The 24,092-nt window shown below is 68.9% G+C and carries 28 protein-coding genes and 2 tRNA genes; 8 read left to right on the plus strand and 22 right to left on the minus strand.

Annotation, left to right across the window (positions count from 1 at the left end):
- Positions 1-76: 76 nt before the first annotated feature.
- Together LG391_RS13550 and LG391_RS13555 are read left to right on the plus strand one after the other, a co-directional pair.
- Positions 77-895 (plus strand): IS5 family transposase, encoded by an 819-nt coding sequence (locus LG391_RS13550; protein ID WP_225764519.1) that lies wholly within the window; start codon positions 77-79, stop codon positions 893-895.
- A 41-nt stretch (positions 896-936) separates the two neighbouring features.
- Complete coding sequence (locus LG391_RS13555) at positions 937-1,620, plus strand: nucleotidyltransferase domain-containing protein (RefSeq protein WP_225768531.1); 684 nt, start codon at positions 937-939, stop codon at positions 1,618-1,620.
- Between the two features lie 267 nt (positions 1,621-1,887).
- Here the strand turns inward: LG391_RS13555 and LG391_RS13560 are convergent, their stop codons facing one another.
- From LG391_RS13560 to LG391_RS13575, 4 genes are all read right to left on the minus strand, one after another.
- A complete protein-coding gene (locus LG391_RS13560) occupies positions 1,888-2,676 on the minus strand; it encodes a GNAT family N-acetyltransferase (protein ID WP_225768532.1) in 789 nt (262 codons plus the stop codon).
- A gap of 153 nt (positions 2,677-2,829) precedes the next feature.
- Complete coding sequence (gene scpB, locus LG391_RS13565; RefSeq protein ID WP_225768533.1) at positions 2,830-3,627, minus strand: methylmalonyl-CoA decarboxylase; 798 nt, start codon at positions 3,625-3,627, stop codon at positions 2,830-2,832.
- Positions 3,624-4,796 carry a CaiB/BaiF CoA-transferase family protein gene (locus LG391_RS13570; RefSeq protein ID WP_225768534.1) on the minus strand — a complete coding sequence of 391 codons (1,173 nt, stop codon included), beginning with the start codon at positions 4,794-4,796 and terminating at the stop codon, positions 3,624-3,626. The genes scpB and LG391_RS13570 overlap by 4 nt, the downstream gene beginning before the upstream one ends.
- Before the next feature lie 196 nt (positions 4,797-4,992).
- Complete coding sequence (locus LG391_RS13575) at positions 4,993-5,805, minus strand: DUF6456 domain-containing protein (RefSeq protein ID WP_225768535.1); 813 nt, start codon at positions 5,803-5,805, stop codon at positions 4,993-4,995.
- A gap of 115 nt (positions 5,806-5,920) precedes the next feature.
- Here LG391_RS13575 and LG391_RS13580 point away from each other — a divergent pair, with 115 nt between their 5' ends.
- On the plus strand, positions 5,921-6,214 hold the full coding sequence (locus LG391_RS13580; protein ID WP_225768536.1) for a hypothetical protein: 294 nt from the start codon (positions 5,921-5,923) through the stop codon (positions 6,212-6,214).
- Positions 6,215-6,367: 153 nt separating this feature from the next.
- Here the strand turns inward: LG391_RS13580 and LG391_RS13585 are convergent, their stop codons facing one another.
- Positions 6,368-6,880, minus strand: a complete 513-nt coding sequence (locus tag LG391_RS13585; protein WP_225768537.1) for a hypothetical protein — start codon at positions 6,878-6,880, stop codon at positions 6,368-6,370.
- Positions 6,880-7,059, minus strand: a complete 180-nt coding sequence (locus tag LG391_RS13590) for a hypothetical protein (RefSeq protein WP_225768538.1) — start codon at positions 7,057-7,059, stop codon at positions 6,880-6,882. Before LG391_RS13590 ends, LG391_RS13585 begins: the two co-directional genes overlap by 1 nt.
- Before the next feature lie 227 nt (positions 7,060-7,286).
- Here LG391_RS13590 and LG391_RS13595 point away from each other — a divergent pair, with 227 nt between their 5' ends.
- Together LG391_RS13595 and LG391_RS13600 are read left to right on the plus strand one after the other, a co-directional pair.
- Positions 7,287-7,865 carry a LexA family transcriptional regulator gene (locus tag LG391_RS13595; protein WP_225768539.1) on the plus strand — a complete coding sequence of 193 codons (579 nt, stop codon included), beginning with the start codon at positions 7,287-7,289 and terminating at the stop codon, positions 7,863-7,865.
- Positions 7,866-7,880: 15 nt separating this feature from the next.
- On the plus strand, positions 7,881-9,896 hold the full coding sequence (locus LG391_RS13600; RefSeq protein ID WP_225768540.1) for a calcium-binding protein: 2,016 nt from the start codon (positions 7,881-7,883) through the stop codon (positions 9,894-9,896).
- A 16-nt stretch (positions 9,897-9,912) separates the two neighbouring features.
- Here the strand turns inward: LG391_RS13600 and LG391_RS13605 are convergent.
- From LG391_RS13605 to LG391_RS13675, 15 genes are all read right to left on the minus strand, one after another.
- Positions 9,913-9,989, minus strand: a tRNA-Arg gene (locus tag LG391_RS13605).
- Between the two features lie 21 nt (positions 9,990-10,010).
- Positions 10,011-10,301, minus strand: a complete 291-nt coding sequence (locus LG391_RS13610) for an ETC complex I subunit (protein WP_225768541.1) — start codon at positions 10,299-10,301, stop codon at positions 10,011-10,013.
- Between the two features lie 31 nt (positions 10,302-10,332).
- Positions 10,333-10,409: transfer RNA gene (locus tag LG391_RS13615), tRNA-Pro, on the minus strand.
- A 119-nt stretch (positions 10,410-10,528) separates the two neighbouring features.
- A complete protein-coding gene (locus LG391_RS13620) occupies positions 10,529-11,074 on the minus strand; it encodes a cytochrome c family protein (RefSeq protein ID WP_225768542.1) in 546 nt (181 codons plus the stop codon).
- Positions 11,055-11,957 carry a cytochrome c oxidase assembly protein gene (locus LG391_RS13625; RefSeq protein ID WP_225768543.1) on the minus strand — a complete coding sequence of 301 codons (903 nt, stop codon included), beginning with the start codon at positions 11,955-11,957 and terminating at the stop codon, positions 11,055-11,057. Before LG391_RS13625 ends, LG391_RS13620 begins: the two co-directional genes overlap by 20 nt.
- Complete coding sequence (locus tag LG391_RS13630; RefSeq protein ID WP_225768544.1) at positions 11,954-12,304, minus strand: hypothetical protein; 351 nt, start codon at positions 12,302-12,304, stop codon at positions 11,954-11,956. The genes LG391_RS13625 and LG391_RS13630 overlap by 4 nt, the downstream gene beginning before the upstream one ends.
- Positions 12,304-12,900 carry a cytochrome c oxidase subunit 3 gene (locus LG391_RS13635; protein WP_225768545.1) on the minus strand — a complete coding sequence of 199 codons (597 nt, stop codon included), beginning with the start codon at positions 12,898-12,900 and terminating at the stop codon, positions 12,304-12,306. The genes LG391_RS13630 and LG391_RS13635 overlap by 1 nt, the downstream gene beginning before the upstream one ends.
- A complete protein-coding gene (gene ctaD / locus LG391_RS13640) occupies positions 12,897-14,825 on the minus strand; it encodes a cytochrome c oxidase subunit I (RefSeq protein WP_225768546.1) in 1,929 nt (642 codons plus the stop codon). Before ctaD ends, LG391_RS13635 begins: the two co-directional genes overlap by 4 nt.
- Entirely contained in the window at positions 14,822-15,823 is a 1,002-nt protein-coding gene (gene coxB / locus LG391_RS13645; RefSeq protein ID WP_225768547.1) for a cytochrome c oxidase subunit II, read from the minus strand. The genes ctaD and coxB overlap by 4 nt, the downstream gene beginning before the upstream one ends.
- Positions 15,820-16,365, minus strand: coding sequence for a c-type cytochrome (locus LG391_RS13650; RefSeq protein WP_225768548.1), 546 nt, complete (start codon positions 16,363-16,365; stop codon positions 15,820-15,822). Before LG391_RS13650 ends, coxB begins: the two co-directional genes overlap by 4 nt.
- Before the next feature lies 1 nt (position 16,366).
- Positions 16,367-17,179, minus strand: a complete 813-nt coding sequence (locus LG391_RS13655; protein WP_225768549.1) for a substrate-binding domain-containing protein — start codon at positions 17,177-17,179, stop codon at positions 16,367-16,369.
- On the minus strand, positions 17,160-18,923 hold the full coding sequence (locus LG391_RS13660) for a methanol/ethanol family PQQ-dependent dehydrogenase (protein ID WP_225768550.1): 1,764 nt from the start codon (positions 18,921-18,923) through the stop codon (positions 17,160-17,162). The genes LG391_RS13655 and LG391_RS13660 overlap by 20 nt, the downstream gene beginning before the upstream one ends.
- Before the next feature lie 116 nt (positions 18,924-19,039).
- On the minus strand, positions 19,040-19,243 hold the full coding sequence (locus LG391_RS13665; protein WP_225768551.1) for a hypothetical protein: 204 nt from the start codon (positions 19,241-19,243) through the stop codon (positions 19,040-19,042).
- Positions 19,240-19,467, minus strand: coding sequence for a hypothetical protein (locus tag LG391_RS13670; RefSeq protein ID WP_225768552.1), 228 nt, complete (start codon positions 19,465-19,467; stop codon positions 19,240-19,242). Before LG391_RS13670 ends, LG391_RS13665 begins: the two co-directional genes overlap by 4 nt.
- A 32-nt stretch (positions 19,468-19,499) precedes the next feature.
- Positions 19,500-19,730 carry a hypothetical protein gene (locus tag LG391_RS13675; protein WP_225768553.1) on the minus strand — a complete coding sequence of 77 codons (231 nt, stop codon included), beginning with the start codon at positions 19,728-19,730 and terminating at the stop codon, positions 19,500-19,502.
- Positions 19,731-19,812: 82 nt separating this feature from the next.
- On the opposite strand from LG391_RS13675, the gene LG391_RS13680 reads away from it, so the two are divergent.
- From LG391_RS13680 to LG391_RS13690, 3 genes are all read left to right on the plus strand, one after another.
- Complete coding sequence (locus tag LG391_RS13680; RefSeq protein ID WP_225768554.1) at positions 19,813-20,418, plus strand: S24/S26 family peptidase; 606 nt, start codon at positions 19,813-19,815, stop codon at positions 20,416-20,418.
- 232 nt (positions 20,419-20,650) lie between these two features.
- Positions 20,651-22,114, plus strand: coding sequence for a dihydropyrimidinase (hydA, locus tag LG391_RS13685; RefSeq protein ID WP_225768555.1), 1,464 nt, complete (start codon positions 20,651-20,653; stop codon positions 22,112-22,114).
- Positions 22,111-22,785, plus strand: coding sequence for an O-methyltransferase (locus LG391_RS13690; RefSeq protein WP_225768556.1), 675 nt, complete (start codon positions 22,111-22,113; stop codon positions 22,783-22,785). Before hydA ends, LG391_RS13690 begins: the two co-directional genes overlap by 4 nt.
- A 92-nt stretch (positions 22,786-22,877) precedes the next feature.
- On the opposite strand, the gene LG391_RS13695 is transcribed toward LG391_RS13690, so the two are convergent.
- Complete coding sequence (locus tag LG391_RS13695) at positions 22,878-23,915, minus strand: helix-turn-helix transcriptional regulator (RefSeq protein WP_225768557.1); 1,038 nt, start codon at positions 23,913-23,915, stop codon at positions 22,878-22,880.
- Positions 23,916-24,092: the final 177 nt, after the last annotated feature.

Consider the following 24,092-nt stretch of genomic DNA (forward strand, 5'->3'; position numbering starts at 1 on the left):
GTATCTCAGATATGCACTTAGAGCCTGTTTGGAAACAGGGCTGGTGTTTTAAGCGAGCTCGTGATTCAAGCTGTGGATGTGGACAGCAACGAGCCGTGGCCGGATGGCCGAGATCGAGAAGAAGACGCGTCGCTATCCGACCGACCTGACGGATGAGGAATGGTCGCAAGTCGAGCCGCTGCTGCCGAAGCCGGCCAGGACAGGGCGTCGGCGAGAGATCGCGCTTCGCGAGGTGCTGAATGCGATCCGGTATCTGGCCCGGACCGGCTGTGGCTGGCGGATGCTTCCGGTGAACTTTCCGCCCTGGCAGACGGTGTACTGGTGGTTCCGGCGCTTCGTCCGGCTGTTCCTGTTCCGAACGATCCATGACATCGCGCTGATGATCGACCGGGAGCAGGCCGGGCGCGGTGCCAGCCCCTCCGGCGGCATCCTCGACAGCCAGACGATCAAGGCACCGGCGCCTGGTGCTGTTCGCAGCTTCGATGGCGCCAAGAAGGTGGTGGGCCGCAAGCGGCACGTCGCCGTCGACACCGATGGGCGCCTCTTGATGGTGAACCTCACCCCGGCCGGCATCTCCGACAGCGCCGGCGCCCAGACGATCCTGTCCGCGATCCGCAAGCGCTGGCCCTGGATCAAGCATCTGTTCGCCGACAGCGCCTATGACCGTGGCAAGCTCATGGACAAGGCCGCCTACCTCGACTTCGTGATCGAGGTTGTCCGCCGCATCGACGCCGGCTTCAAGGTCCTGCCGCGCCGCTGGGTCGTCGAGCGCACCTTCGGATGGATGACCCGATGGCGGCGCCTGGTCCGCGACTACGAAGCCCGCATCGACGTCTCCGAGGCCATGATCCATGTCGCCATGGGAAGCCTCCTCCTCCGACGCATCGCTCACTAAACTCCGTTTCCAAACGGACTCTTAGCGTCTCCCTAGGAGACATGATGTTGGTTGCAGCTTTTCTATTTGGCAGCAGGGCTCGCTGCGACCACAAGGCGTCTTCTGATATTGACATTCTTATTGTGACCAAGGAGAGTTCGCATGACCATGCCAATTTTGGCAATCTTTCTATCACCATCATTTCTCATAGCGATTTAGAGGTACAGGCGAAGCGAGGCGATCTGTTCGTATGGCACATTGTTGCAGAGGCTACGCCTCTTTATGATCCGAACGACTATCTTCCTGATTTAAGATCGAAATTCATCCTTCGATCAGATTACGACGACGTCGTTTCTCATGCTTCAGAACTTGCTTGGTACCTGATCCGCTTTGGCAAACGATTGGGTGACGAGAGATTAGCCAATAGACGGGTTGCATGGTGCATTCGAACAATTCTGATCGCGCGCTCCGCAGAGCGAGGGCTTCCAGCCTTCTCTGCCAGTGCGCTTGCGGCGTTTGCCGGGGACGCCGAGATAGCGTCCGTAATCAATCGGAAAGGCGATAGATGGCTCGCTCGCGAAACTCTGGAAGGCCTTAAGTATTTCATCGAGAAATTTGGCCGGCCTGAGCCGCTGCCATGGCCATGTCCGGAATCGAAATACATTGCGATGTTCGTGGATCATGGCAATAAGGTTGCGCTTGGTACCCTGAGATCCGCAAGAGGTAACTTGATTCTCTATGAATGAGTTTTGTCAGATGATGTTCGGCTCACTTTTAGGCTCGTATTATTCGCCTGGCGTTCGCTTGTAGGGCCAAGAGCAGTTTCAAAACGCCTGCAAGGGGGATCGAGACGCCCTGAGACCGAGGTCCAGAATCGGGTTCGACGAGGCGACGGGGAATGACCGCTCCGGAGGAACTCGGAAAGCCTCCGAACGACCGCAATGGGGACGAACCAGCCGAGGTGCCGGCCGCCTCCAAGGGCGAACGGCGCTGAACGACAGTGTCACCGCCCCCTACCGCGCCCGAGCGGCGCCGCCCGGCGGCCGCGCCGCTCCCCTGTCGGGCGCGAACATCAGCAGCGTCCCGATCCGCTCGTACCCCATGCCGGGATACAGGAGGGCTCCCGCATGGGTCGCGGTCAGCATCGAGGCCTTCGATCCGCGGGCCTGGTCGTCCTGCAGCATCCTCGACAGCAGCGCCCGGCCGATGCCGCGGCGGCGGTGCGAGGGCGCGACATGCATGTCCGCGCACCATGTCGCCCCCGCCGCATCCACGCTCCGCACCCGCCCGACGATGTCCTCCCCGTCCAGCGCCACATACTGGCGGAACGGGGCGCCGTCGCCGAGCAGGCCGTCCGGGATCGGCCGGGTGCGGGTGGCCTTCCCCAGCCGAGCCGCCAGCCCGGGCGTGCGCACGCGTTCGATCGGCACGGGCGCCGGCGGCGCCGGAATCCGCTCCAGCGCCTGGACGAAGAACCCTTCCGTCCCGAGCAGCCGGTAGCCCAGGGCCTTGTAGGCCGCCCGCGCAGCCCCGTCCGGCTCGCCCTCCGGGATCATGGCGCAGACGAAGAAGCGCCCGCGCGCATGCCGCCGCGCCGTCGCATCCGCCTCTCCGGGGTCCACGCCGTGGGCGATCCACTCCTCCTTGCGGGCGTCGCGAGGGTTCTTCCGCGGCGCGTCGCGCATCAGCCACAGCGGCCCGACGCGGCTGACCTCGTAGGGAAATGTAAGGCTCTTGCCGGCGGCGTGGCCGCGCACGAAGACCTCGATCGCGAACGCGATATCCGGCGTCGATCCCCCCATCCCGGCAGCGTAGCGGTGCCGCCCCGGCCGGACAATCGGCGCATCGATCGGCGGCCCTGCCGGCTCGGATCGCGACAGGGCCCGCTGCCGAGCGTCCCCGCACAGATCCGTACGAGCCCGATCGAAGATCGACGTGGCGGGTCGGGGAACCGGTCAAATCCCTTGAAACACGGCTTTTCGCTTTTCGAGGAAGGCGTTGATCCCCTCCTGGAAGTCGGCGCTCTCATAGACCTGCCGACGCATGTCCTGAATCCTCTCGAACACCTGCGCCGCGATGGGCTGGTAGTCGGCCAGAACCCGGAGCTGCTCCTTGATCACCGCCACCGCCATGGGGGCCTTGGTCGTCATCCCTTCCGCCAGGGCCCTGGTGAAGCTTTCCAGCTCCGCCGACGGGACGAGATGGTTCACGACATGCCAGCGCTCCGCAGCCTCGGCCTTGAGCGGCGTTGCGGTGAAGAACATCTCCTTGATCAGGTTCATCGGCAGCCGGCCGATGAAGTGCAAAAGGCCGGTGGTGTTGTAGGGCAGGCCCAGATTGACCGGCGTGATGGCGAAGCTCGCCGTCTCGTCGGCGACGATCATATCGCAGGACAGAACGAGGTCGAAGGCGCCGCCCCAGACGGTTCCGTGAACCATCGCGATAACCGGCACCGGCAGTTCGCGGATGGCGCGCAGCGCCCGCTCCAGCGGATCGGAATAGCCCAGAGGATCCTCGTGTCCTCTCGGCAATTCCTTGATGTCATGGCCGGCCGACCAGACGGAAAGGCCCGGCGCCGCACGCAGGATGACGGCGCGGACGTCCCGGAGATCGAGACCCTTCAGGCCTGCGATCAGGGCATCGAGCAGCGCACGGCTGAGGGCATTGCGCTTGGCGGCGTTGTTGAGGGTCAGCGTCGCGACGCGGTTGGCAATCTCGACCGTCACCAGATCGAGTTGAGGCATGTCGCTCATGGCACGGCCCCAAGGAATTCAGCGAGAATCGCGGCGCGGTCGGCATCGAGCTCGGGAGGCGGCGAAAAGGTGACGGGCTCGGCCGCGCCCACCACCTTTATGGGATTGCCCGCCACCTTGATCTCACCGGCAACAGGATCGGTGACGGATATGATCATGTTGCGTGCAGCCACCTGCGGCTCCTGCATCATATGCGGAATGTCGTTGATGGGGGCACAGGGCACGCCCTTCGCATTCAAGGCGTCGAGCCAGGCGGCGACAGGTCTCGTGCGGAGCGTCTTCTCCATCTCCGCCTGCAGGGCATCGATGTTGGTGTGTCGCAGGTCGTTGGACGCGAAGCGGCCGTCGGCCGCCAGGTCGGGGCGGTCGAGAGCTTCGGCCATCAGCCGGAACAGATGATCGTTGCCGGCGGCGATGATCACGCTGCCGTCCTGCGCGGCGAAGGCCTGGAACGGGGCGACCGAGGGATGGCTGGTGCCTTTCGGCCCGGGGACCTCGCCGGTCTTGTCATAGGCGGTGATCGCGTCTTCCATGATCGCGACTTGGCAATCCAGCATGGCGATGTCGATCTTGTTCGCGATGCCGGAGACGGCGCGCTTGTAAAGCGCGGCCGTGATGCCGTTGGCCAGGTAGATCCCGGCGGTGATGTCGCCGATGGAGATGCCGACGCGGGCGGGCGGCTGCCCGGGATAGCCCGTCAGGCTCATGATGCCCCCCATGCCCTGCACGACCATGTCGTAGGCCGCGCGTTGGGAGATGGGGCCGCTGTCGCCGAAGCCGGAGGCCGCACCGTAGATCAGATGCGGAAACCGCGCATGCAGGAGATCCCAGCCATAGCCGAGCTTTTCCATGGTGCCGGGCCGGTAGTTCTCGATCAGGACATCGGCCTTTTCCAGGAGCTTCTCGAAGATGATGCGGTCGTCGGCCTGCTTCAGATTGAGAGCGATGCTTTCCTTGTTGCAGTTGATGGCGGAAAAATAGAGCGACTTGCCGTTGCTGAACGGGCCGAAGGCGCGTGAATCATCGCCGGTGCCGGGGATTTCCACCTTGATCACCCGCGCTCCCATATTGGCGAGGGTCATCGTGCAGAACGGCCCGGCCAGCACGCGCGACAGGTCGATGATGGTGACCCCCGACAGGAGCGCGGTGGGAAGGATGGAATCGACCACTGCATTCTCCTCGTCGTTCGGCACTCTTCAGGCAAAGCTCCGCCGCCTCTTTTTCTGAATGCCAGCCTCCTCACATGGAACCCTGGCGAATCCGGCAATAAAAGTCATCACCAAAACGCGCCACGACCGCAGGTCCGCCTCATATTTCAGTCACCGGGCTTCCTGTTCTGGTCAACATTCTTACATCACCGCTCATTCACAATGAAATTACCGAGCGATGCAATGAAATTACGGCGGCGGTACAGGATCTTTCGAATGTGCAACTGCGCCGGACCGTGTCCGACGGGAGAGGCGACAATCTGGGGCCGCGCCCGGCTGCGATCCTCCGCAGGCCACGCGGCGGCGGCATCGCATTCGCGCAGACGCAACGCCCATGGCCGGCGCTCGCGCCCCGCGGCGGCGGAGAGAAGGGCCCGTCACGGCACCCCCACCGCTCGCGGCCGGGGTCCCCGCCGCGCCCCCGCCCGCCCCCGGCCGGCGGCGGGGCGTCCCTGCCGGCCAGGCCGTAGTGGTCGGCCAGCGTCTTCAGCCCGTCCTCCAGCACGCCCATCACCTTGTCGCGGCTGCGCCCCTGCCGGGCCGAGACCTCCACCACGTCCTGCTCCTGGCAGCACACCGCCTCGACCACCGCCCCGACATAGGGGCCGAGCCGGTGCAGCGCCGCCTTGTAGGTGCGCAGCATCCCGAGCTGCGCCTCGCCCGGGGTCAGCACCAGGCCGGTGCCGCGGATCCCGGGCAGCACCTCGCCGCCGCGGTCCTGCACCCCCAGCACGCCGATCTCGAACTGGCGGCGCAGCTGCTGCCCGGCCGAATGCATGCGCGGGCTGATCGAGCCGCGCGCCGCCAGCCGGTCGACCGGCGCCTGCACCAGGCGGCCGACCGGGGCGCCGATCGCGGTGCCGGTCGGCCGGTCGACGATCCCGGCCGCATGCCGGGCCCGCTCCGGCGTCTCCCGCATCCCCTCCCCGGCCGCGGCCGTCCGGCCGCGGCGGATCCTGTGTCGCGCCATCATCGTCCTCTGCTGAATTCCGCGATGGAGGCGGCCGGCGTTGCGGCCCATCCCCTTGATCGGGAACAACTTCCCGAGTCGTCCTCTTGGACTAAGAGGGAACACCGGAGGTCACATGTCGGAGTCCCCTCGGCAGGCCGAGGCGATCCATGCCTGGCTGCGCATCTATCTGCTCAACTGGCAGGAGGGCCACCGGCCTTCCGCGGTGGAGGTGGGATGGATCGCCCGCGCCATGCGGATCGCGCGGGACGGCGGCAGCCTGGGCCGGATCCATGACTGCATCCTGGCCGCGATCACGCGCCGGCCCATGGCGGAACCGCCCGAGCCCTATGGGCTGGAGCAGTTCCGGCGCGACTTCGCAGCCTTCCGCGAGGCTCATTTCAGCGGCCCCGCCGCCGCCCGCATCTGACGGTCTCCAAGAGACCGTCCGGGGCTGCGCCGGCATGAGTCGGCCGGCGGTGGCTTCGAGAACCGGAGCGCAGCGGACACGAGGTCCGTGAGCACCGGAAGCGGAGAAACCGCCATCGGACGGCCATGCCGGCAGCATTCCCTGGGCGGTCTCTCACCAGGCCGCCATCATCGCCGCGGCGCTGCCGGCCGGCGAATGCGGGATGGGCGGGCGCAGCCGGACCGGCCGGCCGGCCGGCTCGGGGTGCTCGTGGCGGGCGAAGTCCCGGCGCCGCACCGCTGCGTCATAGGCCGCGGCGCTCTCCGGCGTCGGCCGCGGCCAGCCCGCCTGGGCGCCCCGGCTCCGCAGCGTCCGCCGGGCCAGGGCCAGGATCAGCGCCGGGCTGCTGCCGGCGGGGCGCCGGACCGTGCGCTGGCCGGTGCCGGCGATCTCGAACACGCGCCGGCCCTGCCGGCCGATGACGGTGATCCGGCCGGCGCGCTGCAGCCGCCGCAGCTCATAGCCGATCAGGCCGGGATTGCCGGTGATCCGGTGCCCGGCGGCCTGCAGCGCCGCTTCCAGCTCCGGCGCCGAGGGCGTCGGCGCCCCGGCCGCCGCCGCGGCGGCGATGACGGCGAACAGCGCCCGTGTCCGGTCGCTGAGCGGGATCGGGGCCGCGTCGCCCATCAAACGCTCCTCCCCGGCGCCGGCGCCGCCGCCGGGTCGACGACGGCGAGGGCCGATCCGGTCGCCAGCACGCAGGCGGTGCCGCCGGGCCGGATGCCCAGCACGGTGACGCTGGCGCCGTCGGCCAAGGCGAAGGCGATGCCGGCCGCCGGGCCGGCAAGCGCGGATGCGAGGGACATGAACGGGACTCCGGACAGGAAGGGCGGTCAGCCGGGCCGCCACGGTCCGTTGTGGAAGAAAAATTCAGCCGGCGCCGGGCCTGGGGCTCACCCGGCTCGGTCGCCGGACGGGATGAAATGGATCAGAACCATGAGAAAAATATTCCCCAATCCGGGGAATTCCGTCAAGCCGGTTTTTCCCAAAATGGGGAATGACAAGCCGGACCCGATGCCCCAAGATCCCCGGAATGGGGAACGGACTGAAACGGCTGCGCCAGGCCCGGGGCTGGACGCATGAACAGGCGGCGGAGGCCATGGGCGTCTCCCGCGGCCAGCTGATCAAGCTCGAGCGCGGCGAGCGGCGGCTGACCGCCGACTATATCCGGCTGGCGGCCGAGGCGTTCGGCACCAGCGAGCTGGAGGTGCTGGGCACGCCCCGCACGGTGCGGCTGGTCGGCAAGGTCGGCGCCGGGGCCGAGGTGAATCTGTTCGACGGCGACGCGTCATCGGAGCGGATCGACGAGGTCGAAGCCCCGCCCGGCGCCGACGACATGACGGTGGCGGTGATCGTCGAGGGCGATTCCATGTTCCCGCGCTATCTCGAGCGCGAGACGATCTACTACCGCCGCGCCGACGCCGCCGTGGATCCGGCCGGGCTGATCGGGCGCGAGGTCGTGGTCCGCCTGGCCGACGGCCGCACCTTCGTCAAGGTGCTGCGCCGCGGCTCCGGCCCCGGCTACTTCACCCTCGACAGCTACAACGCCCCGCCGATGGAGGATGTGGTGGTCGAATGGGCGGTGCCGGTGAAATGGGTGAAGCGGGACTGAAGACGTTCTCGCGCCGTGACAGCCCGGCCCGAGAACGATTGTGAACAAAAACCCATCATCATAGATCAAGTAGGACCAGCGCGCATCTCCTGTCCGGGCGATGCCGCCCGTCCCGTTCCGCGACAGATTATCCCGCTATGTCCGGCCGATCGCCGGGCTCGACACCATCGAATGGGGGAGATCGTCATGCCGGTACGGAAATGGGGCAGTGAACAGGTCGTCGGGACGGGCGCTATCGATGCTCCGGATGTCGCCGGCCTCGCGGATGGCGGCTATGTCGTGGTGTGGACGCAGGAGGCCGGCGACGTGTCCTATCATGTCCTGGCTCAACGCTTCGACGCGCTCGGCAACCCGGTCGGCGCCGAGATCGAGGTGGTCGGCGAGGATCCGAACGAATACTCCTCCGAGCCGCAGGTCGCTGCGCTTGCGAATGGCGGCTTCGCCGTCAGCTTTACCGAGTCTTTGTCCAACGATCGCGACGTATGGGTGAATACCTACGGGGCCGACGGCACGTTCCTGTCCGGACAGAGTTTCGCCGCCCCTGCCTCTGCCGAAAGCCAGAGCGCGATCAGTGCGCTCGGAACCGGCTTTCGCTCCGTTTATGTGCTAGGCAACGACATCTGGATGGGTGCCGCCATCGTCAACAGCGACGCGCCGGCCGGAAGCCAGGAGGCGCCGTCGATCGCGGAGCTGTCCGGCGGCGACCGCTACGTCGTCACCTGGATGGACCACAACGGCGGCGACAATTACCGGTACCGCGTGTTCGAGGCGGACGGCACTCCCCTCACCGCTTCGCTCCAGGTGAACAACACGTCGGACGCTCCCAGCGCCGGCAATAGCACGGCGGCCGTGATCGGGCTGGCCAATGGGGGGTTCGTCATCGCCTGGGCCGAATTTTCGAGCGCCCTGCAGGATCTGCAGGGCTCCAGCGTCCATGCCCGGATCTATAATGCCAACGGCGCCCAGGTGGGCGGCGAATTCGTGGTGAATTCGGTTTTCAAGAGCTACCAGGCCTTTCCCGATCTCGTCGCCCTGCCCGATGGCGGCTTCGTCGCGGTCTGGTCCGATGCCTCCTCGGGCGTCGACAGCGCCGATTACAATATTTCCGGCCAGCGCTTCGATGCCTTCGGGAGCCGGGTCGGCAGCCAGTTCACCGTCAACACCGGCACCGACGGCATCGATGGCCAGTTCTTTCCGCATGTCACGGCGCTCGCCGACGGCCGGCTGGTGGTGGCGTGGCGCAGCGCCATCACCCAGGAGATCCGGACCCAGATCATCGACCCGCGCGACGGGGTGGTGACCGGCGACGAGGACGCCAATGCCCTCTACGGCCACAACTCGGTCGCCGACGAGATCAACGGCCTCGGCGGCGACGATGTGCTCAACGGTCTCAACGGCGATGACGCGCTCTATGGCGGCGATGGCGACGACATCCTCCGCGGCGGCGCCGGGGCGGACGACCTCGACGGCGGCGCCGGCACCGACACCGCCAGCTATTACACGGGCTTGGCCGGGGTCGCGGTCAGTCTCGTGACCGGCATCGGCAGCGGCGGCGCGGCCGAGGGCGACACGCTGGCCGGGATCGAGAACCTCGCCGGCAGCCAGGGCAATGACAGCCTGGTCGGGAACAGCGGCGCCAACGCCCTGAACGGCAGCAACGGCAACGACATCCTCACCGGGGCCGGCGGCAAGGACATGCTCACCGGCGGGGCGGGGGCCGACCGCTTCGTCTACAGCAGCACGGCGCAGAGCCCGGTCGGCGCCGGGGCCGACCGCATCGCCGATTTCAGCCACGCCCAGGGCGACCGCATCGACCTGTCGGGGATCGACGCCAATACCGACGCGGCCGGCGACCAGGCCTTCGGCTTCATCGGCACCGCCGCCTATTCCGGCGTGGCGGGACAGCTGCGCTACGCCGTCTCCGGCGGCGTCACCACCATCGCCGGCGACGTCGACGGCGACAAGGTCTCCGACTTCCAGATCCAGCTCACCGGCTCGATCGCCCTCGTCGCCGGCGACTTCGTGCTGTAGCGCGGGTGGAAGATGATGGCGACCCCGGCTGGACTCGAACCAGCGACCGTCCGCTTAGAAGGCGGGTGCTCTATCCAGCTGAGCTACGGGGCCGTTCTCCGGCGGCGGCGGCGCTCAGCGCGGCCGCGGGCGGAAATTGTCGGCATAGTTGCGCGGCACCACCCGGCGCTCCTGCTCCGGCAGCACGGAATAGGCCAGGCTCTTGCGCTCGGCGAAGGCGATCGCCTCCTCCTTGCTCGGGAAGGTCAGCTGCACCTGGTTCAGCGTGTCGCCCGAGGCGACCCAGCCCATCAGGGGTTCCGGCCGGCGCGGCGTCGCCAGCTCGTATTCCAGGACCCAGTCATGGACCTTGCCCCGACCGCTCTGCATCGCGGATTTGGAACGACGATAGATGCGCGCCTGCATGGCTCGGCCGACCCTCTGTGTTCTATCGGGATGGTCGGGGCGGAGAGATTCGAACTCCCGACATCCTGCTCCCAAAGCAGGCGCGCTACCAGACTGCGCCACGCCCCGCCGACCCGAAACGCCGCAGTTCTCGTATAGGGAGCGCCTGGATTTGGCAAGACAGATCTGATGAACAGACGATGCGTCCCTGCCCTCCACGACATCTGCCAGGAGGACGCAAAGGACTGTCAGGGCCGGTCTCGCAGCGCGTAGAGATAGGCTGCGATGTCCCGTGCCTCGGGCTCGGAGATCCGCGTGCTCGGCATTGCCGTGCGCGGATTGACGCCGCGGGAGTCGCGGATCCACCGCACCAGGTTCGCCGGGTTGTTCGGCAGCGTACCGCCGATGAAGGCGCGACTTGCCAGGCCCGACAGGACGGGACCGGCCGTGCCGCGCGCCGCTCCGATGCCGGGGATGGTGTGGCAGCCGGCGCAGCCGTTGCGGAGGATCAGCGCCGGCGCCCGGCCCGGGTCGCCGCCGGTCAGCGCCGCTGCCCAGCGCTCCGCCGCCCGCTGCTGCTCCAGGCCGTAGACGGCGGCGCCCCCGCCCAGCAGTAGGACCAGACCGAGCGCGGCCACGGCCCAGGCCCAGATATGCCTTCGGCGCCGGAGTTCCGGTGCCGGCCGGCTTTCGGCCAGTGGCTCCAACCGTGGCCGCAGGCCGCAGGCCGCGAGCACGGCGATGGCCGCCGTCGCCAGCACCGCGGCGATGCCCCTACCGCGCCCCGACGGCATGGCGCCCCTCCCCTGCCCGCCGGCCGGCGCCGGCGATCCACAGCCCGGCCAGCGCCAGGCCGGCGACCGGATAGGCCAGGCAGGCCGGGATCCACATCACCAGCCCGGCCAGCTGCTGGTCCTCCAGCGCCGTCAAACCCCAGCGCGCCGCCTCCCCTGCCTGGTCCGGGAACCACACCCGGGTCGAGAACACCAGCAGCGCCCCGAGCAGGCCGGTGTGCAGCGCCGTGGCGAAGAGATGGCCAATGGCGGCAGCCCGGCTGCCGCGGCGGCACAGCAGCGACCACCAGAACAGCAGTGCAGTGACCAGGAAGCTGGCGTGCTGCAGCGCGTGCATGCCTTCGTCCGCCAGCGCGGCCGCGAACAGCGCCGGCACGTGCCATGCCCAGATCGCGATGCCGTGCAGCACGGTCGCCGTGAGCGGGTCGGTCAGCGCCCACCAGCAGCGGCGCCAGACCCGCGCACCCGCCGCCGCGCCCAGCGACCGGCGCCAGCCCTGCGGCAGGCCCCACAGCATGGCGCCGATCGGGCGCGACAGGACGAGAAGCGGCGCCGCCAGCACCATCAGCACCTCGTGCTCGACCATATGCGCCGTGAACAGCCGCTCGCCCAACGCGTGCAGCGGCGTGACCAGCGCGACGGCGAGCGCCAGCCAGCCGGCGGCGAACATCGCCGTCTGGCCGGAACCGACGCCGCGTCCCGGCCCGGCGCGCCGCCACAGCCGCGCCACGCCGCCGGCATAGAGCAGTGCGGTCAGAAGCAGCGGCCCGGTGACCCACGGATCCCAGGTCCAGGGATAGTCCATGCCGTGATCATGCCCGGCATGGGCCAGCGCCACTGGCGGCATCAGCAGGATCACGACGGCAAGGCTGAAGCGCTTCATCTCTCGCACCCCGTGAACACCAGCCCGGCCGAGCCCTGCAGCGCCACGATCAGCGCAAAGAGCAGCGCCGCGCCGATGCCGAGCAGGGCGATGAAACGCTCGGTCCTGACCGGCCGGGCGGTGATGCCGGGCCGGCGATAGGCGCGCCAGGACAGCGCTCCGCCGGCGAGCGCGAGCAGGACCAGCAGCAGCGCCGACCACGGTACGACGCCCCACTGGCGCGGGCAGTCCCAGGGCACCAGCGCATAGTTCAGCTGCGTCGACAGCGCCCAGGCGGCCGGCCCCGACAGCAGCCCGGCCCAGGACAGCCCATGCAGCCGGATCCGGGTGAAGACGCCCGCGCCCATCACTGCACCCAGTAGAGCAGGAGGTAGATCGGCAGCCAGGAGGCGACCACGAAATGCCAGTAGAAAGCATTGTCGCTGACATCGCTGAGGCGCTTCCCGCTCCTGGCATGGCGGGTGAACATCAGCACGGTCAGGACGATGGTGTCGCCGGCATCGGTCAGCAGATGCGTCGTGTGCAGGCCGAGCAGGAACCAGATCACCGAGCCGTAGGCGTTGGTGTCCCACAGCACCGTCAGGGCGCCGAACTCGAAAATGCGAGCAACCAGAGGCGCGATGCCGAACAGGCTCATCACCACCAGGCCGAACCGCACCTTCCGCAGGTCCTGCCGCTTGGCCCACCGGTCGAGCAGCAGGTTGGGCACGACGCTGGCCAGCAGCAGCAGGGTCAGGATCGTGGCGGCCCAGATATCGTGTTGCGGCGGCGCGATCGGCCAGCTCGGCGCCAGATGAGCCAGGTAGAGATAGGCGCCGATCGCCAGGGCGAAACCGGTGCCTTCGAGCGCCACGAAGGCCAGGGTCCCCCACCAGATCGGGCTTTGCGACCCGAAGCCGTAGGTCGGCAGGTTCGAGACGTCGGCGACGGGGCGGATCTTCATTCCTCGTCCTCCGGCGTGCCCTTGGGCCAGAACCAGCCGATCAGGGTGATCGCGACGGGGATGCCGCCCCAGATCACCGCCCAGGGGGTGAAGATCGAGCCGAGGAAGGCGGCCCCGACCGCGAGCGCCGCCAGCAGCGGCCAGATCGACGGCTCGGGCGAAGCTTCGCGCAGCTCCGGCTCGGCCTCGGCCAGAGTACCCGCGATCAACTCGCGCGCATCGACGCGCAGGCCGGTCGCGACCGGCAGATCGCCACGCGCGGCCCAGAGCGGCTCGAGATGCGTCACCACCGGGATGCGGGCGAAGTTGTAGGGCCGCGGCGGCGAGGTTGTCGCCCATTCGAGGGTGCCGGCATCCCAGGGATTCGGCCCCGCGACCTCGCCGCGCCGCAGGCTGCGCACCACGTTGACCAGCAGCAATGCGAAACTCGTGGCCAGCACCACCGCCCCGGCGGTGACGAAAAGGTTGGTCCCGCCCCAGCCCGACGCCTCGGGATAGGTGTAGACCCGGCGGGGCATGCCCGAGAGGCCGAGCAGATGCATCGGGAAGAACGCGGCGTTGAAGCCGATGAAGGCGAGCCAGAAGTTCCAGCGCCCCAGCCGCTCGCCCAGCATCCGGCCGGTGAATTTCGGGAACCAGTAATAGACGGCGCCGAGCAGCGGGAAGACCGCGCCGCCGATCAGCACGTAATGGAAATGCGCCACCACGAAATAGGTGTCGTGCACCTGCAGATCGATCGGCACCGACGCGACCATCACCCCGGTCAGACCGCCGATGACGAAGACGACGATGAAGCCGAGCACGAACAGCATCGGCGTTTTCATGACTGGCCAGCCGCCCCACAGCGTCGCGATCCAGCAGAAGATCTGCAGCCCGCTGGGGATCGCGATCAGCATGCTGGAGGCGGTGAAGAAGGCGGCGCCGAGCTGCGGCAGCCCGGTCGCGAACATGTGGTGCACCCACAGGCCGAAGGACAGGAAGCCGGTGGCGATCAGCGCCAGCACCATGCCGAGATGGCCGAAGACCGGGCGCCGCGCGAAGGTGGCGACGATGGCGGAGACCATGCCGGTCGCCGGCAGGAAGATGATGTAGACCTCGGGATGGCCGAAGAACCAGAACAGGTGCTGCCACAACAGGGCGTCGCCGCCTTCGGCCGGGTTGAAGAAATGGGTGCCGACCAGCCGGTCGAGGATCAGCATGGTGCTGGACACCATCACCGCCGGCATGGCGAACAGGATCATGAAGGCGGTGACCAGCATCGCCCAGACGAACAGCGGGACGCGGTCCAGCGACATCCCGGGTGCGCGCTGCTTGAAGACGGTGACGACGATCTCGACCGCCACCGCCAGGGCCGAGACCTCGGTGAAGGTGACCATCTGGGCCCAGAGGTCGCTGCGCTTGCCGATGCCGTATTCCGGCCCGGCCAGCGGCACGTAGCTGAACCAGCCGGCATCCGCCCCGGCGTTGAGCGCGAAGGCGATCCAGATCATCAGCCCGCCGGAGAGATAGACCCAGTAGCTGAAGGCGTTCAGCCGCGGGAAGGCGATGTTGCGGGTGCCGACCATCAGCGGCACCAGATAGATCGCGAAGGCTTCCATCACCGGCACGGCGAACAGGAACATCATCGTCGTGCCATGCATGGTGAAGAGCTGGTTATAGAGGTCCGGCCCGACCACGCCGGCCTCGGGCCGCGCCAGCTGCAGCCGCATCACCACCGCCGCCAGGCCGCCGAGAATCAGGAAGAAGAATGCCGTGACGATGTAGCGGCGGCCGACGATCTTGTGGTCGACGGTGGCGAGGCGTGCCAGCAGCCCCCGGCCAGTGCCCCAGGTGCGGGATAGCAGCCGGTCGAGCGTGGCGTCGTCGAGGCCGGTGTCGCGCAGGCCGCTCGGCGCGGTGTCGGGCGGCAGGGCGTGCACGCTCATTTCAGCGCCTCGAGATAGGCGACGAGGGCGTTCAGCTCGTCGGCGTCGAGACGGACCCGCGGCATGTTGCTGCCCGGCTTCACCGCCTGCGGATCGGCGATCCAGGCGGCCAGGGCGCCGCGGGTCATCGGCAGGACGCCGGCCGCGATGGTCTCGCGGCTGGCGAAATGGGTCAGCTCCGGCCCCGAGCGGGCGCCAGCCGACGTGCCGCGGATCTGGTGGCACATCAGGCAAGGCCTGGACAGGAAGACGTCGCGCCCCCGCCGCGCCTCCGCCTCCTGCGGCTCGGCGGCGGGGGCCAGCTGAGCCTCGCGCCAGGCATCGAATTCCGCGCGCGGCTCGGCGATCACCAGCAGCGCCATCTTCGCATGCTGCAGACCGCAGAATTCGGCGCACTGCCCGCGATAGCGGCCGGGCGCGTCGGCCTTGACGGTGATCACGTTCTGGCGGCCGGGGATCAGGTCCCCCTTGCCCGTCAGCTGCGGCACCCAGAAGGAATGGATGACGTCGGTCGCCTCCAGCTTGATCTGCACCGGCTCGCCGACCGGGATGTGGATCTCGTTCGCCGTGGTCAGCACCCGGCTGGGCTGGTCGTCCTCGTACTGCACCTGCCACCACCACTGGCTGGCGGTGACCTTCAGCGTCAGCGCTGGCCTCTCCCCGAGGGCCGCCAGCCCCTTGCCGGTCCACCAGCTGAAGCCGGTCAGCGCGACCAGGATCAGGCCGGTCGCGGCCACGCAGGTGCCGACCACCCGGTACGCCACACGGTCGCGCCGCGGCTCTTCCGCCAGCGGGTCGGGCCGGTCGGCGCGGCGGCGGGCGATGCCGATCGCCAGGGCCAGCGCAACCAGCAGCCAGACCGCGGCACAGACGGCGGTGAACAGCCAGAACAGCCCGGCGATCCGATCGCTGCCCTCGCCCATCGGCGACAGCGCCCCCGGCCACCGGCTGCAGCCGGCAAGCAGCGCGGCCCCAAGCGGGACGAGCAGCCGCGTCACTGCGGCACCCCGACCGGGCGCGGCTCCGCCGGCGGCAGCCGGTTCTCGGCCGGGCGCGACTGCATGCCGTCGTTGCGCGACGGCGCCGCATCCTTCGGCACGAAGCGGCCCACCGAACGGACATAGGCGGCGATCTGCCAGATCTCGTCATCCGGGATGCGGCCGCGGAAGGACGGCATGCCGTTCGGCCGGCCCTCGCGGATGGTGGCGACGATGTTGTCGATGCCGCTGCCGTAGATCCATTTGTCGTCGATCAGCGCGGGGCCGGAGCCGCCGCCGCCATTGCCGTGGCAGCCGCTGCAGTTGAACCATTGGAACAGCCGCTTGCCCTGGCTCAGGGCATAGGCGTTCCGCTCAACCTCCGGCCCCCTGGGATCGGCCGCCGTCTGCGGCGGATTCCCACCGGGCGAGAACGGCGCCAGCGCCACGATCGTCTCGGCGGCGGATTCCGCCCGCGACGTGTCGTAGTCGCGCTCCTCGCGCCGGCACCCGGGGGCCAGCAGGACGGCGGAGAGCAGCAGGAGGATCGAAGTCCGGCCCATCTCACGGCCCCACATGCTGGGCGAGGTCCAGGCGCGGCACGCCGTATCGCGCCAGGATCGCATCGATCTCGCCGCGATGCCGGCTCAGCGCGGCGTTCACCTCGTCGGCCAGCCCCTTGTCCTCGCGGCGCACGCCCATGGCGATGTCGAACACCATCGGCATCAGCCCCTCGGTCTGCGGCTGCACCGGGGTGACCGTCAGCCCAACCCGCTGGCGAGGTGCGAAATAGCCGGCGAAAGGCCCCCAGACCACGGCGACGTCGATCTCGCCCTTCGCCACCGCCGCGACGATCCGGCCGGCCGGGCTCGGTTCGGCGTAGTTCCCGTAGACGGTGTAGCCGACGACGTGCCCGGCCAGGCCGCGCCGGGCCAGCGCCTCGGCCGGCGGCGGATTGGCGCCGTCGTCGCCGACCAGTTGCACGCCGATGCGCAGGTCCTTGAGGGCGGGGTCGTCGAAGGACCGGATCTGCGGGCCGTCGGCGCGGGTGACGAAGACGTAGCCGGAGCGGTAATAGGGCCGGGTCGAGCGCAGCATCTCCAGCCCCAGCATGGTGCCGGGGACCAGGTCGCACAGCCCGGCCTGCAGCGTCTCGCGGATGAAGCCGCGGCGCTGCGCCCACCAAGTGTAGGTCACGGTGGCGCCGAGATCCTGCGCCACCAGCGCGGCGATGCGGTTCTCGAAACCCTCCTCCTTCTCGTTCGAGAACGGCAGGTTGTTCGGGTCGGCGCAGACCCTGAGCTCGCGTGCCCCGGCGCCGCCGGCGGCCAGCGCCAGCACCGCGGCCAGCAGCAGCCTAGGGAAGGCGGAAGACATAGAGCATGCCTCCCCGCGTCGTCGCCGTCTTGAGGTCGCCCATGGCGCCGACGAAGCCCAGCGCCGCGGTCTGGTCGCGCGGGTCGAGGTCCCCGGCGACGACCGCGCCCGCCCAGCCGCCGGCGCCGGACAGGATGGCGACATACTGGTGCCCGTCCGGCCCGCGATAGGTGGTGGGCTGGCCGATGATCCCGGAGCCGGTCTTGAACTGCCACAGCAGCCTGCCGCTGCGCGCGTCCAGCGCCTTGAACCAGCCTTCGAAGGTTCCGTAGAAGACCACGTCGCCGGCGGTGACCAGCGCCCCGCTCCAGACCGGGAAATTCTCCTGCACCGTCCAGGCCGGTTCGCCCTCGGCGACCTTCCAGGCGGTGACCTCGCCGCGATGGCCGCCGGGGCCGGGCTTCATCCGCACCTCGGCGCCGACATAGGGGGTGCCGGCGATGTAGTTCGCCTCTATCCCCAGGACATCCATGCACAGGTTGTTGTGCGGGATGTAGAGCAGCCCGGTCCGCGGCGAATAGGCCGAAGGGTTCCAGTCCTTGGCGCCCGGCGCCGCCGGGCAGATGTCGCGGATCACCCGGCCGGTCTGAGGCGCCTTGTCCGCTACCATCGCCAGGCGGCCGGTCTTCAGGTCGACGCCGCTGCTGCTGGTGATCGGCACGAAGGGCTTGGCCGACAGCACCTCGCCGGTGACACGGTCCAGCACATAGACGTAGCCGTTGCGCTCCGGCCGGACCAGGACCTTCCGCGGCTGGCCCTGCCAATCCATGTCGAGCAGTATGTTCTCGTTGATCCCGTCATGGTCGTAGAGGTCGTGCGGGCTCCACTGATAGGCCCAGCGGGCGGCGCCGGTGTCGAGGTCGCGGGCGAAGATGCCGGCGGTCCATTTGTTGTCGCCAGGGCGGAGATCCGGGTTCCAAGGTCCGGGATTGCCGGTGCCGTGATAGATCAGGTTCAGATCGGGGTCGTAGGAGATCCAGCCCCAGACATTGCCGCCGCCCTGTTGCCAGGCGCCGGGCGGCCAGGTCGAGACGCCGAGGTCCTTGCCGCGATCCGCCTCGTAGAAGGGCTTGAAGTCCGGGCCGATCAGGACATCGGCGTCGGGCCCGGTGCTGTAGGCCTTCCAGGCCGGCTTGCCGGTGGCGGCGTCGAGCGCCGCGATCCAGCCGCGCACCCCGTACTCGCCGCCGGAATTGCCGACCAGCACCTTCCCCTTGGCCACCAGCGGCGCCATGGTGATGGTCTCGCCGATATTGATGTCGCCGAGCTTCGTCCGCCAGATCTCATGGCCGGTCGCGGCGTCGACGGCGATGGTGTTGCCGTCCAGCGTGTTCAGGAAGACGCGGCCGTCGGCCACGGCGGGGCCGCGGGTGACCACGTCGCAGCAGGCCACGCCCTGAGCCGCGGCCTCGGGTTTCGGCTCGTACATCCATTTCAGCGGCGCGCCCGGCCTGGTCAGGTCGAGCGCGTAGAGGATGTTCGGATAGGGCGCCTGGATGTACATCGTGTCGCCGACGACGAGCGGCGGCGCCTCCTGCCCACGGTTGACGCCGAGCGAGAAGGTGAAGGCGGGCTGCAGCCCGGCGACGTTGCCGGCGTTGATCTCGTCGAGGCCGCTGTAGCGGGTGCTGGCGTGGTTCTTCGCCGGCATCGCCCACTGCCCGTCCTCGGGCGGGGCCGCAGCGGCGGGCGGCTGCGGCAGATCCTGCGCCGTCGCGACGCCCGCCCAGACGAGGATGCCCATCGCGACGAGGATCCGGTGGCGCAATTCGATCCCTCGATCCTGCCCTCCGACGGCTGGCCAACAGGGTCGCGACGGCCGGGGTTCCAAAGTACGATTCGGACCGGAGTCCGGTACCGTCACGGCTCCTTCTTGCGCTTGCCGTAGAGACGGTCCGCCTCGTTCACGATCGCCTGGCGGACCCAGTCGTCCTCGATATCCTCCGGCCGGATCACCGCGACGCCCTGGCTCTGCCAGGCCGCTTCCCGCATCCGGCGCAACCGCTCCGCCTCCAGCGGCGGGCGCGGCCGGTGCCGCGACAGGCTGCTGCGCGGCTCGCTCATCGCGGCCACCCCGTCGCTTCGGCTGCGTAGCCGCCGGCGACCAGCAGGGCCGGCCGGCCGGCGCGCAGGGCCAGCGCGGCGGCGATCACCGCCTGCAGCCGGCGGCTGTGCTCGACCAGGACGACCAGATCGTCGACCAGCTGGGCCAACGCTTCGGCCGGCAACGCCGCGACCGCGGCGATCGGCATGCCCTCGATCTGGTCGAGGGTCGGCAGGATGCTCATGAAACTCTCCATGTCGGGTTTCGGGCGGAGGTTCACCGCGGCTCATCCGGAACGTGCAGCCGGACCAGCAGCGCGTAGTCGACGCCGCCGATGCCGCGCCGGGCGGCGGCGGCGACGACGCGGGGCCAGAAGCGCACCGGGATCGACCGCCGCACCCGCATCATCCGCAGATGCTGCGGTGAGACGCCGAGATCGGCGGAGAGGTGGCCCTGGCGCGGCCAGCGGGTGAACAGGTCGTCGAAGCTGGTGATCGTCTCGTCCATGTCCTGACGATACGTTTCGTATCCAGTTAAGGCAATACGAAATGAATTGTCTGCAGGTTACAAAACGTGCTAAATGCCATGCATGCTGGAACCGCATCAACGCTTGGTGCTGGCACGGACCAAGGCCGGTCACGAGACCGCGGCGGACGCCGCCCGCGCCTTCGGCTGGAGCCCGATCACCTACCGCGCCCATGAATCCGGGCTGCGCGGGCTGCGCCGCGATGCCGCCGCGCGCTACGCCGCCGCCTTCGGCGTATCCGAAGCCTGGCTGCTCACCGGCGAGGGCGCGCCGGCGGGGCTGCGGCCGATGGTGCCGGTCGTCGGCCATGTCGGCGCCGGGGCCGAGGTGCATATGCTCGAGGGCGACCAGTCGACTGAGCGGATCGACGAGGCCGATGCCCCTCCGGCGGCCGACGAGCACACCGTCGCCGTCATCGTTCGCGGCGATTCGATGGCGCCCGCCTTCCGAGACCGCGACGTCATCTACTACCGCAACGTCCGGGCCGATCCGGAGCAGTTGATCGGCCGGGAATGCGTGATCCGCCTGGCCGACGGCCGGACCTTCGTCAAGATCCTGATGCGCGGCAGCGGCCCCGGCCTGTTCACCCTGTTCAGCTACAACGCACCCCTGATCTCCGACGTCGCGATCGAATGGGCTGTGCCGGTCAAATGGGTGATGCGCGACTAGGCGACAAGATACGATTCGTATTGACGCGCAAAAGAAAGATACGTAACGTATTCATCGGCTCCGCATGAGCCGCTTTCCTCCCTGACCTCGCCGGGGCCTTCGCGCCCCGGCCTTTTTGTATGTCAGCCGGCTTGACCGAACGGTCAGGATCGACCTTGCCTCTCCTCGCGATCCGTCCCACTCTCCCCATCGACAGGGAACCAAGGCACGCGACAAGAGGAGAGCGCCGGCCATGACGATCGCACTCAAGGGCGGCACGGTGGTGAACGCCGACCGCAGCTTCCGCGCCGATGTGATCTGCGACGACGGCAGGATCGTCGCCGTCGGCCCCGACCTCGAGGCCCCGACCGGCGCGCGGGTGATCGACGCCTCGGGCAGCTACCTGCTGCCGGGCGGCATCGACCCGCACACCCACATGCAGTTCCCGTTCATGGGCACGGTGGCGGCCGACGACTACTACACCGGCACCGCCGCGGCGCTGTCCGGCGGCACCACCATGATCATCGACTTCTGCATCCCCGGCCCGCAGCAGAGCCTGCTGGACGGCTATCGCCAGTGGCGCGAATGGGGCGAGAAAGCCGTTTCCGACTGGTCGCTGCACGTCGCCATCACCTGGTGGTCCGACCAGGTGCGGGAGGAGATGGGCACTCTGGTGGCCGAGCACGGCGTCAACAGCTTCAAGCACTTCATGGCGTACAAACACGCCCTGATGGTCGATGACGACGTGCTGATGCACAGCTTCACCCGCTGCCGCGAGCTCGGCGCCCTGCCGATGGTGCATGCCGAGAACGGCGACATCGTCTGGCTGCTGCAGAAGGCGCTGCTCGAGGCCGGCATCACCGGGCCGGAGGGCCATGCCCTGTCGCGCCCGCCCGAGGTCGAGGGCGAGGCCGCCAACCGCGCGATCATGATCGCCGGCGCCGCCGGCGTGCCGCTCTATGTCGTCCACACCTCCTGCCGCGAGGCGCATGAGGCGATCGCCCGCGCCCGCGCCAATGGCCAGCGGGTGTATGGCGAGCCGCTGATCCAGCACCTGACCCTCGACGAGAGCGAGTATCGCAACAAGGACTGGGCCTATGCCGCCGCCCGGGTGATGAGCCCGCCCTTCCGCTCCAAGGACCACCAGAAGTCGTTGTGGGACGGGCTGACTTCCGGCAGCCTGCAGGTCGTCGCCACCGACCACTGCGCCTTCAAGGCCGAGCAGAAGCGCATGGGCATCGACGATTTCACCCTGATCCCGAACGGCACCGGCGGCATCGAGGATCGCATGGCGGTGCTATGGACCCACGGCGTCAACACCGGCCGCCTGACCCCGAGCGAGTTCGTCGCCGTCACCTCGGCCAACGCCGCGAAGATCTTCAACATCTACCCGCAGAAGGGCGTGATCGCGCCCGGCGCCGATGCCGACCTCGTGGTCTGGGACCCGGCGGCAACCAAGACCATCAGCGCCGCCACGCAGCACTCGAATATCGAGGTCAATGTGTTCGAGGGCATGGAGGTGCGCGGCCTGCCGGTCATCACCCTGAGCCAGGGCAAGGTGGTGTGGGAGAACAGGGAGCTGAAGGTGCAGCGCGGCGAGGGCCGCTTCGTGCCGCGCCCCGGCACCGCCCCGGTGTTCGAGGCGATGAAGATCCGCAACGAGCTGCGCCGGCCGGTTCCGGTGAAGCGCGACCCCAGCGTGCATGTGACGCCATGAGCATCGGCCTGAACGACGCGCTGCAGCGCTATCTGCTCGACGCCTCGCTGCGCGAGCCGGAGATCCTGGCCCGGCTGCGGCGGGAGACGCGCCGGGTCGCGGCCGACCGCGCCGGGATGCAGATCACGCCGGAGCAGGGCCAGTTCATGGCCCTGCTGGCCCGGCTGATCGACGCCCGCCGGCTGGTCGAGATCGGCACCTTCACTGGCTACAGCGCGCTGGCGGTGATGCTGGCGCTGCCGCCGGAGGCGCGCCTGCTGTGCTGCGACGTCAGCGACGAATGGACATCGGTCGCCCGGCGCTACTGGCAGGAGGCCGGCGTCGCCGACCGGATCGAGCTGCGCCTGCAGCCGGCCCTCGACACGCTCGGGGAGCTGACGCGCGCGGACTGGGCCGGGACCGTCGACATGGTCTTCGTCGATGCCGACAAGGACAACTATCCGGCCTATGCCGAGGCCGCGATCGGCCTGCTACGCCCGGGTGGGCTGCTGCTGGTCGATAACGCGCTGTGGAGCGGCCGCGTCGCCGACCCGGCCGACCGGACGCCGGGCACCGAGGCGATCCGCCGGGTCAACGCCATGCTGCGTGACGATCCCCGGGTCGACTTCTCGCTGATCCCGATCGGCGACGGCGTCGCCCTGGCGCGGAAGCGGGAGCCGGCCGAAGGGTAAGCCTGCTGCAGGTTGGGTTCGCCAAGCGAACCCAACGGGCTCCGGCGGCAGGATGTCGGGTTCGTCCGGCGAACCCAACCCACGAATTCGCCCTACAGCACCCCGGCCGACAGCTTCCGCACCACCTCGGCCTGGCGGCGGGTGTCGGTCTTGGCGAAGATGCTCTTCAGCTGGCTGCGCACCGTCAGCGGCGAGACGCCGTCGACCGCGGCGATCTCGGCCGGGGTCAGCCCCTCGATCAGCCGCCGGGCTACGCGCAGCTCCGCCGCGGTCAGGCCATAGGCGGCGCGGGCGCTCTCGATTCGCGCCGCGGCGGAGGAGACCGCCGGATCCTCGATCAGCACCATCGCCGCGGCGCCGGCGAAGAACACCTGCACCGATGCGGGATCCAGCTGCACGAACCGCACCCGCAGCGGCGGCCGGCCGCCGTCGCGCCGCAGCAGCTGGGTGTCGAGCAGCCCGCGCGACAGGCCCAGGCGGATCGTTCCCAGCGCGCGGTCGAGCGCGACGGTCACGTCGGGCGAGGAGAAGCGCAGGCGCCCCTCCCCGTCCTGGCCGACCGCGCCGCCGGCGGCGATCAGGGCTTCCGCTGCCCGGTTGCCGTGGCGGATTCGCCGGTCCGGCGCCACCAGGATCAGGCCGATGCCGAGCAGGTCGAGCAGCGAGAGACCGTCCTGCAGGGCGGCGCCGGCCTGGGGCGAGCGGCGGTAATAGGCGAAGACCCGGCGCAGATGCGGTGCCAGCTGGCCGAGCAGCGCACGTGCGGCGTCCACGGTGGCGTCGTCCGTCTCCGCGCCCAGCACGCTGAGCATGAAGTTGCAGCGCTCCTCCTTGTACACCGTCACCCCAACGGCGGTGCCGAGGCCGTGCGGCTGCAAATAGTCGGCGTAGAACTCGGTGCGCAACAGGTCATGGCGCGGCAGCATCTGCTCCGCCCGGACCGCCAGCCCGACCGGGCGCTGCGCCGCCGCGCGCATCCATGGGTTCACCCGGCTGAAATGGCTGCCGTAGGCGGCCATGGCATCGGCCGAGAAGCCTGCATTCAGCGAAAACGCGCCGCAGCCGCTGTCGAGGTCATGGAAGAACAGCACCGCCTTGCCGTTCGGCAGGCAGGCCGCGACCTCCTGCAAGAACAGTTCCCACCCGATCTCGCCGACCAGCGCCGCATAGATTCGGTCGATCAGGACGGCCGCACGATCCGACCCATCCAAATCCGATGTTCCCCGCCGGATGTTGCGATGCAAAACATAACATCGGTCGGGAGCGTGCGGAATTCCGGCCGAGCCATATACTCCGTTTGGGTGAGC

It is taken from the genome of Inquilinus sp. Marseille-Q2685 (genome assembly GCF_916619195.1).
In the GTDB taxonomy this organism is placed as follows: Bacteria; Pseudomonadota; Alphaproteobacteria; order DSM-16000; family Inquilinaceae; genus Inquilinus.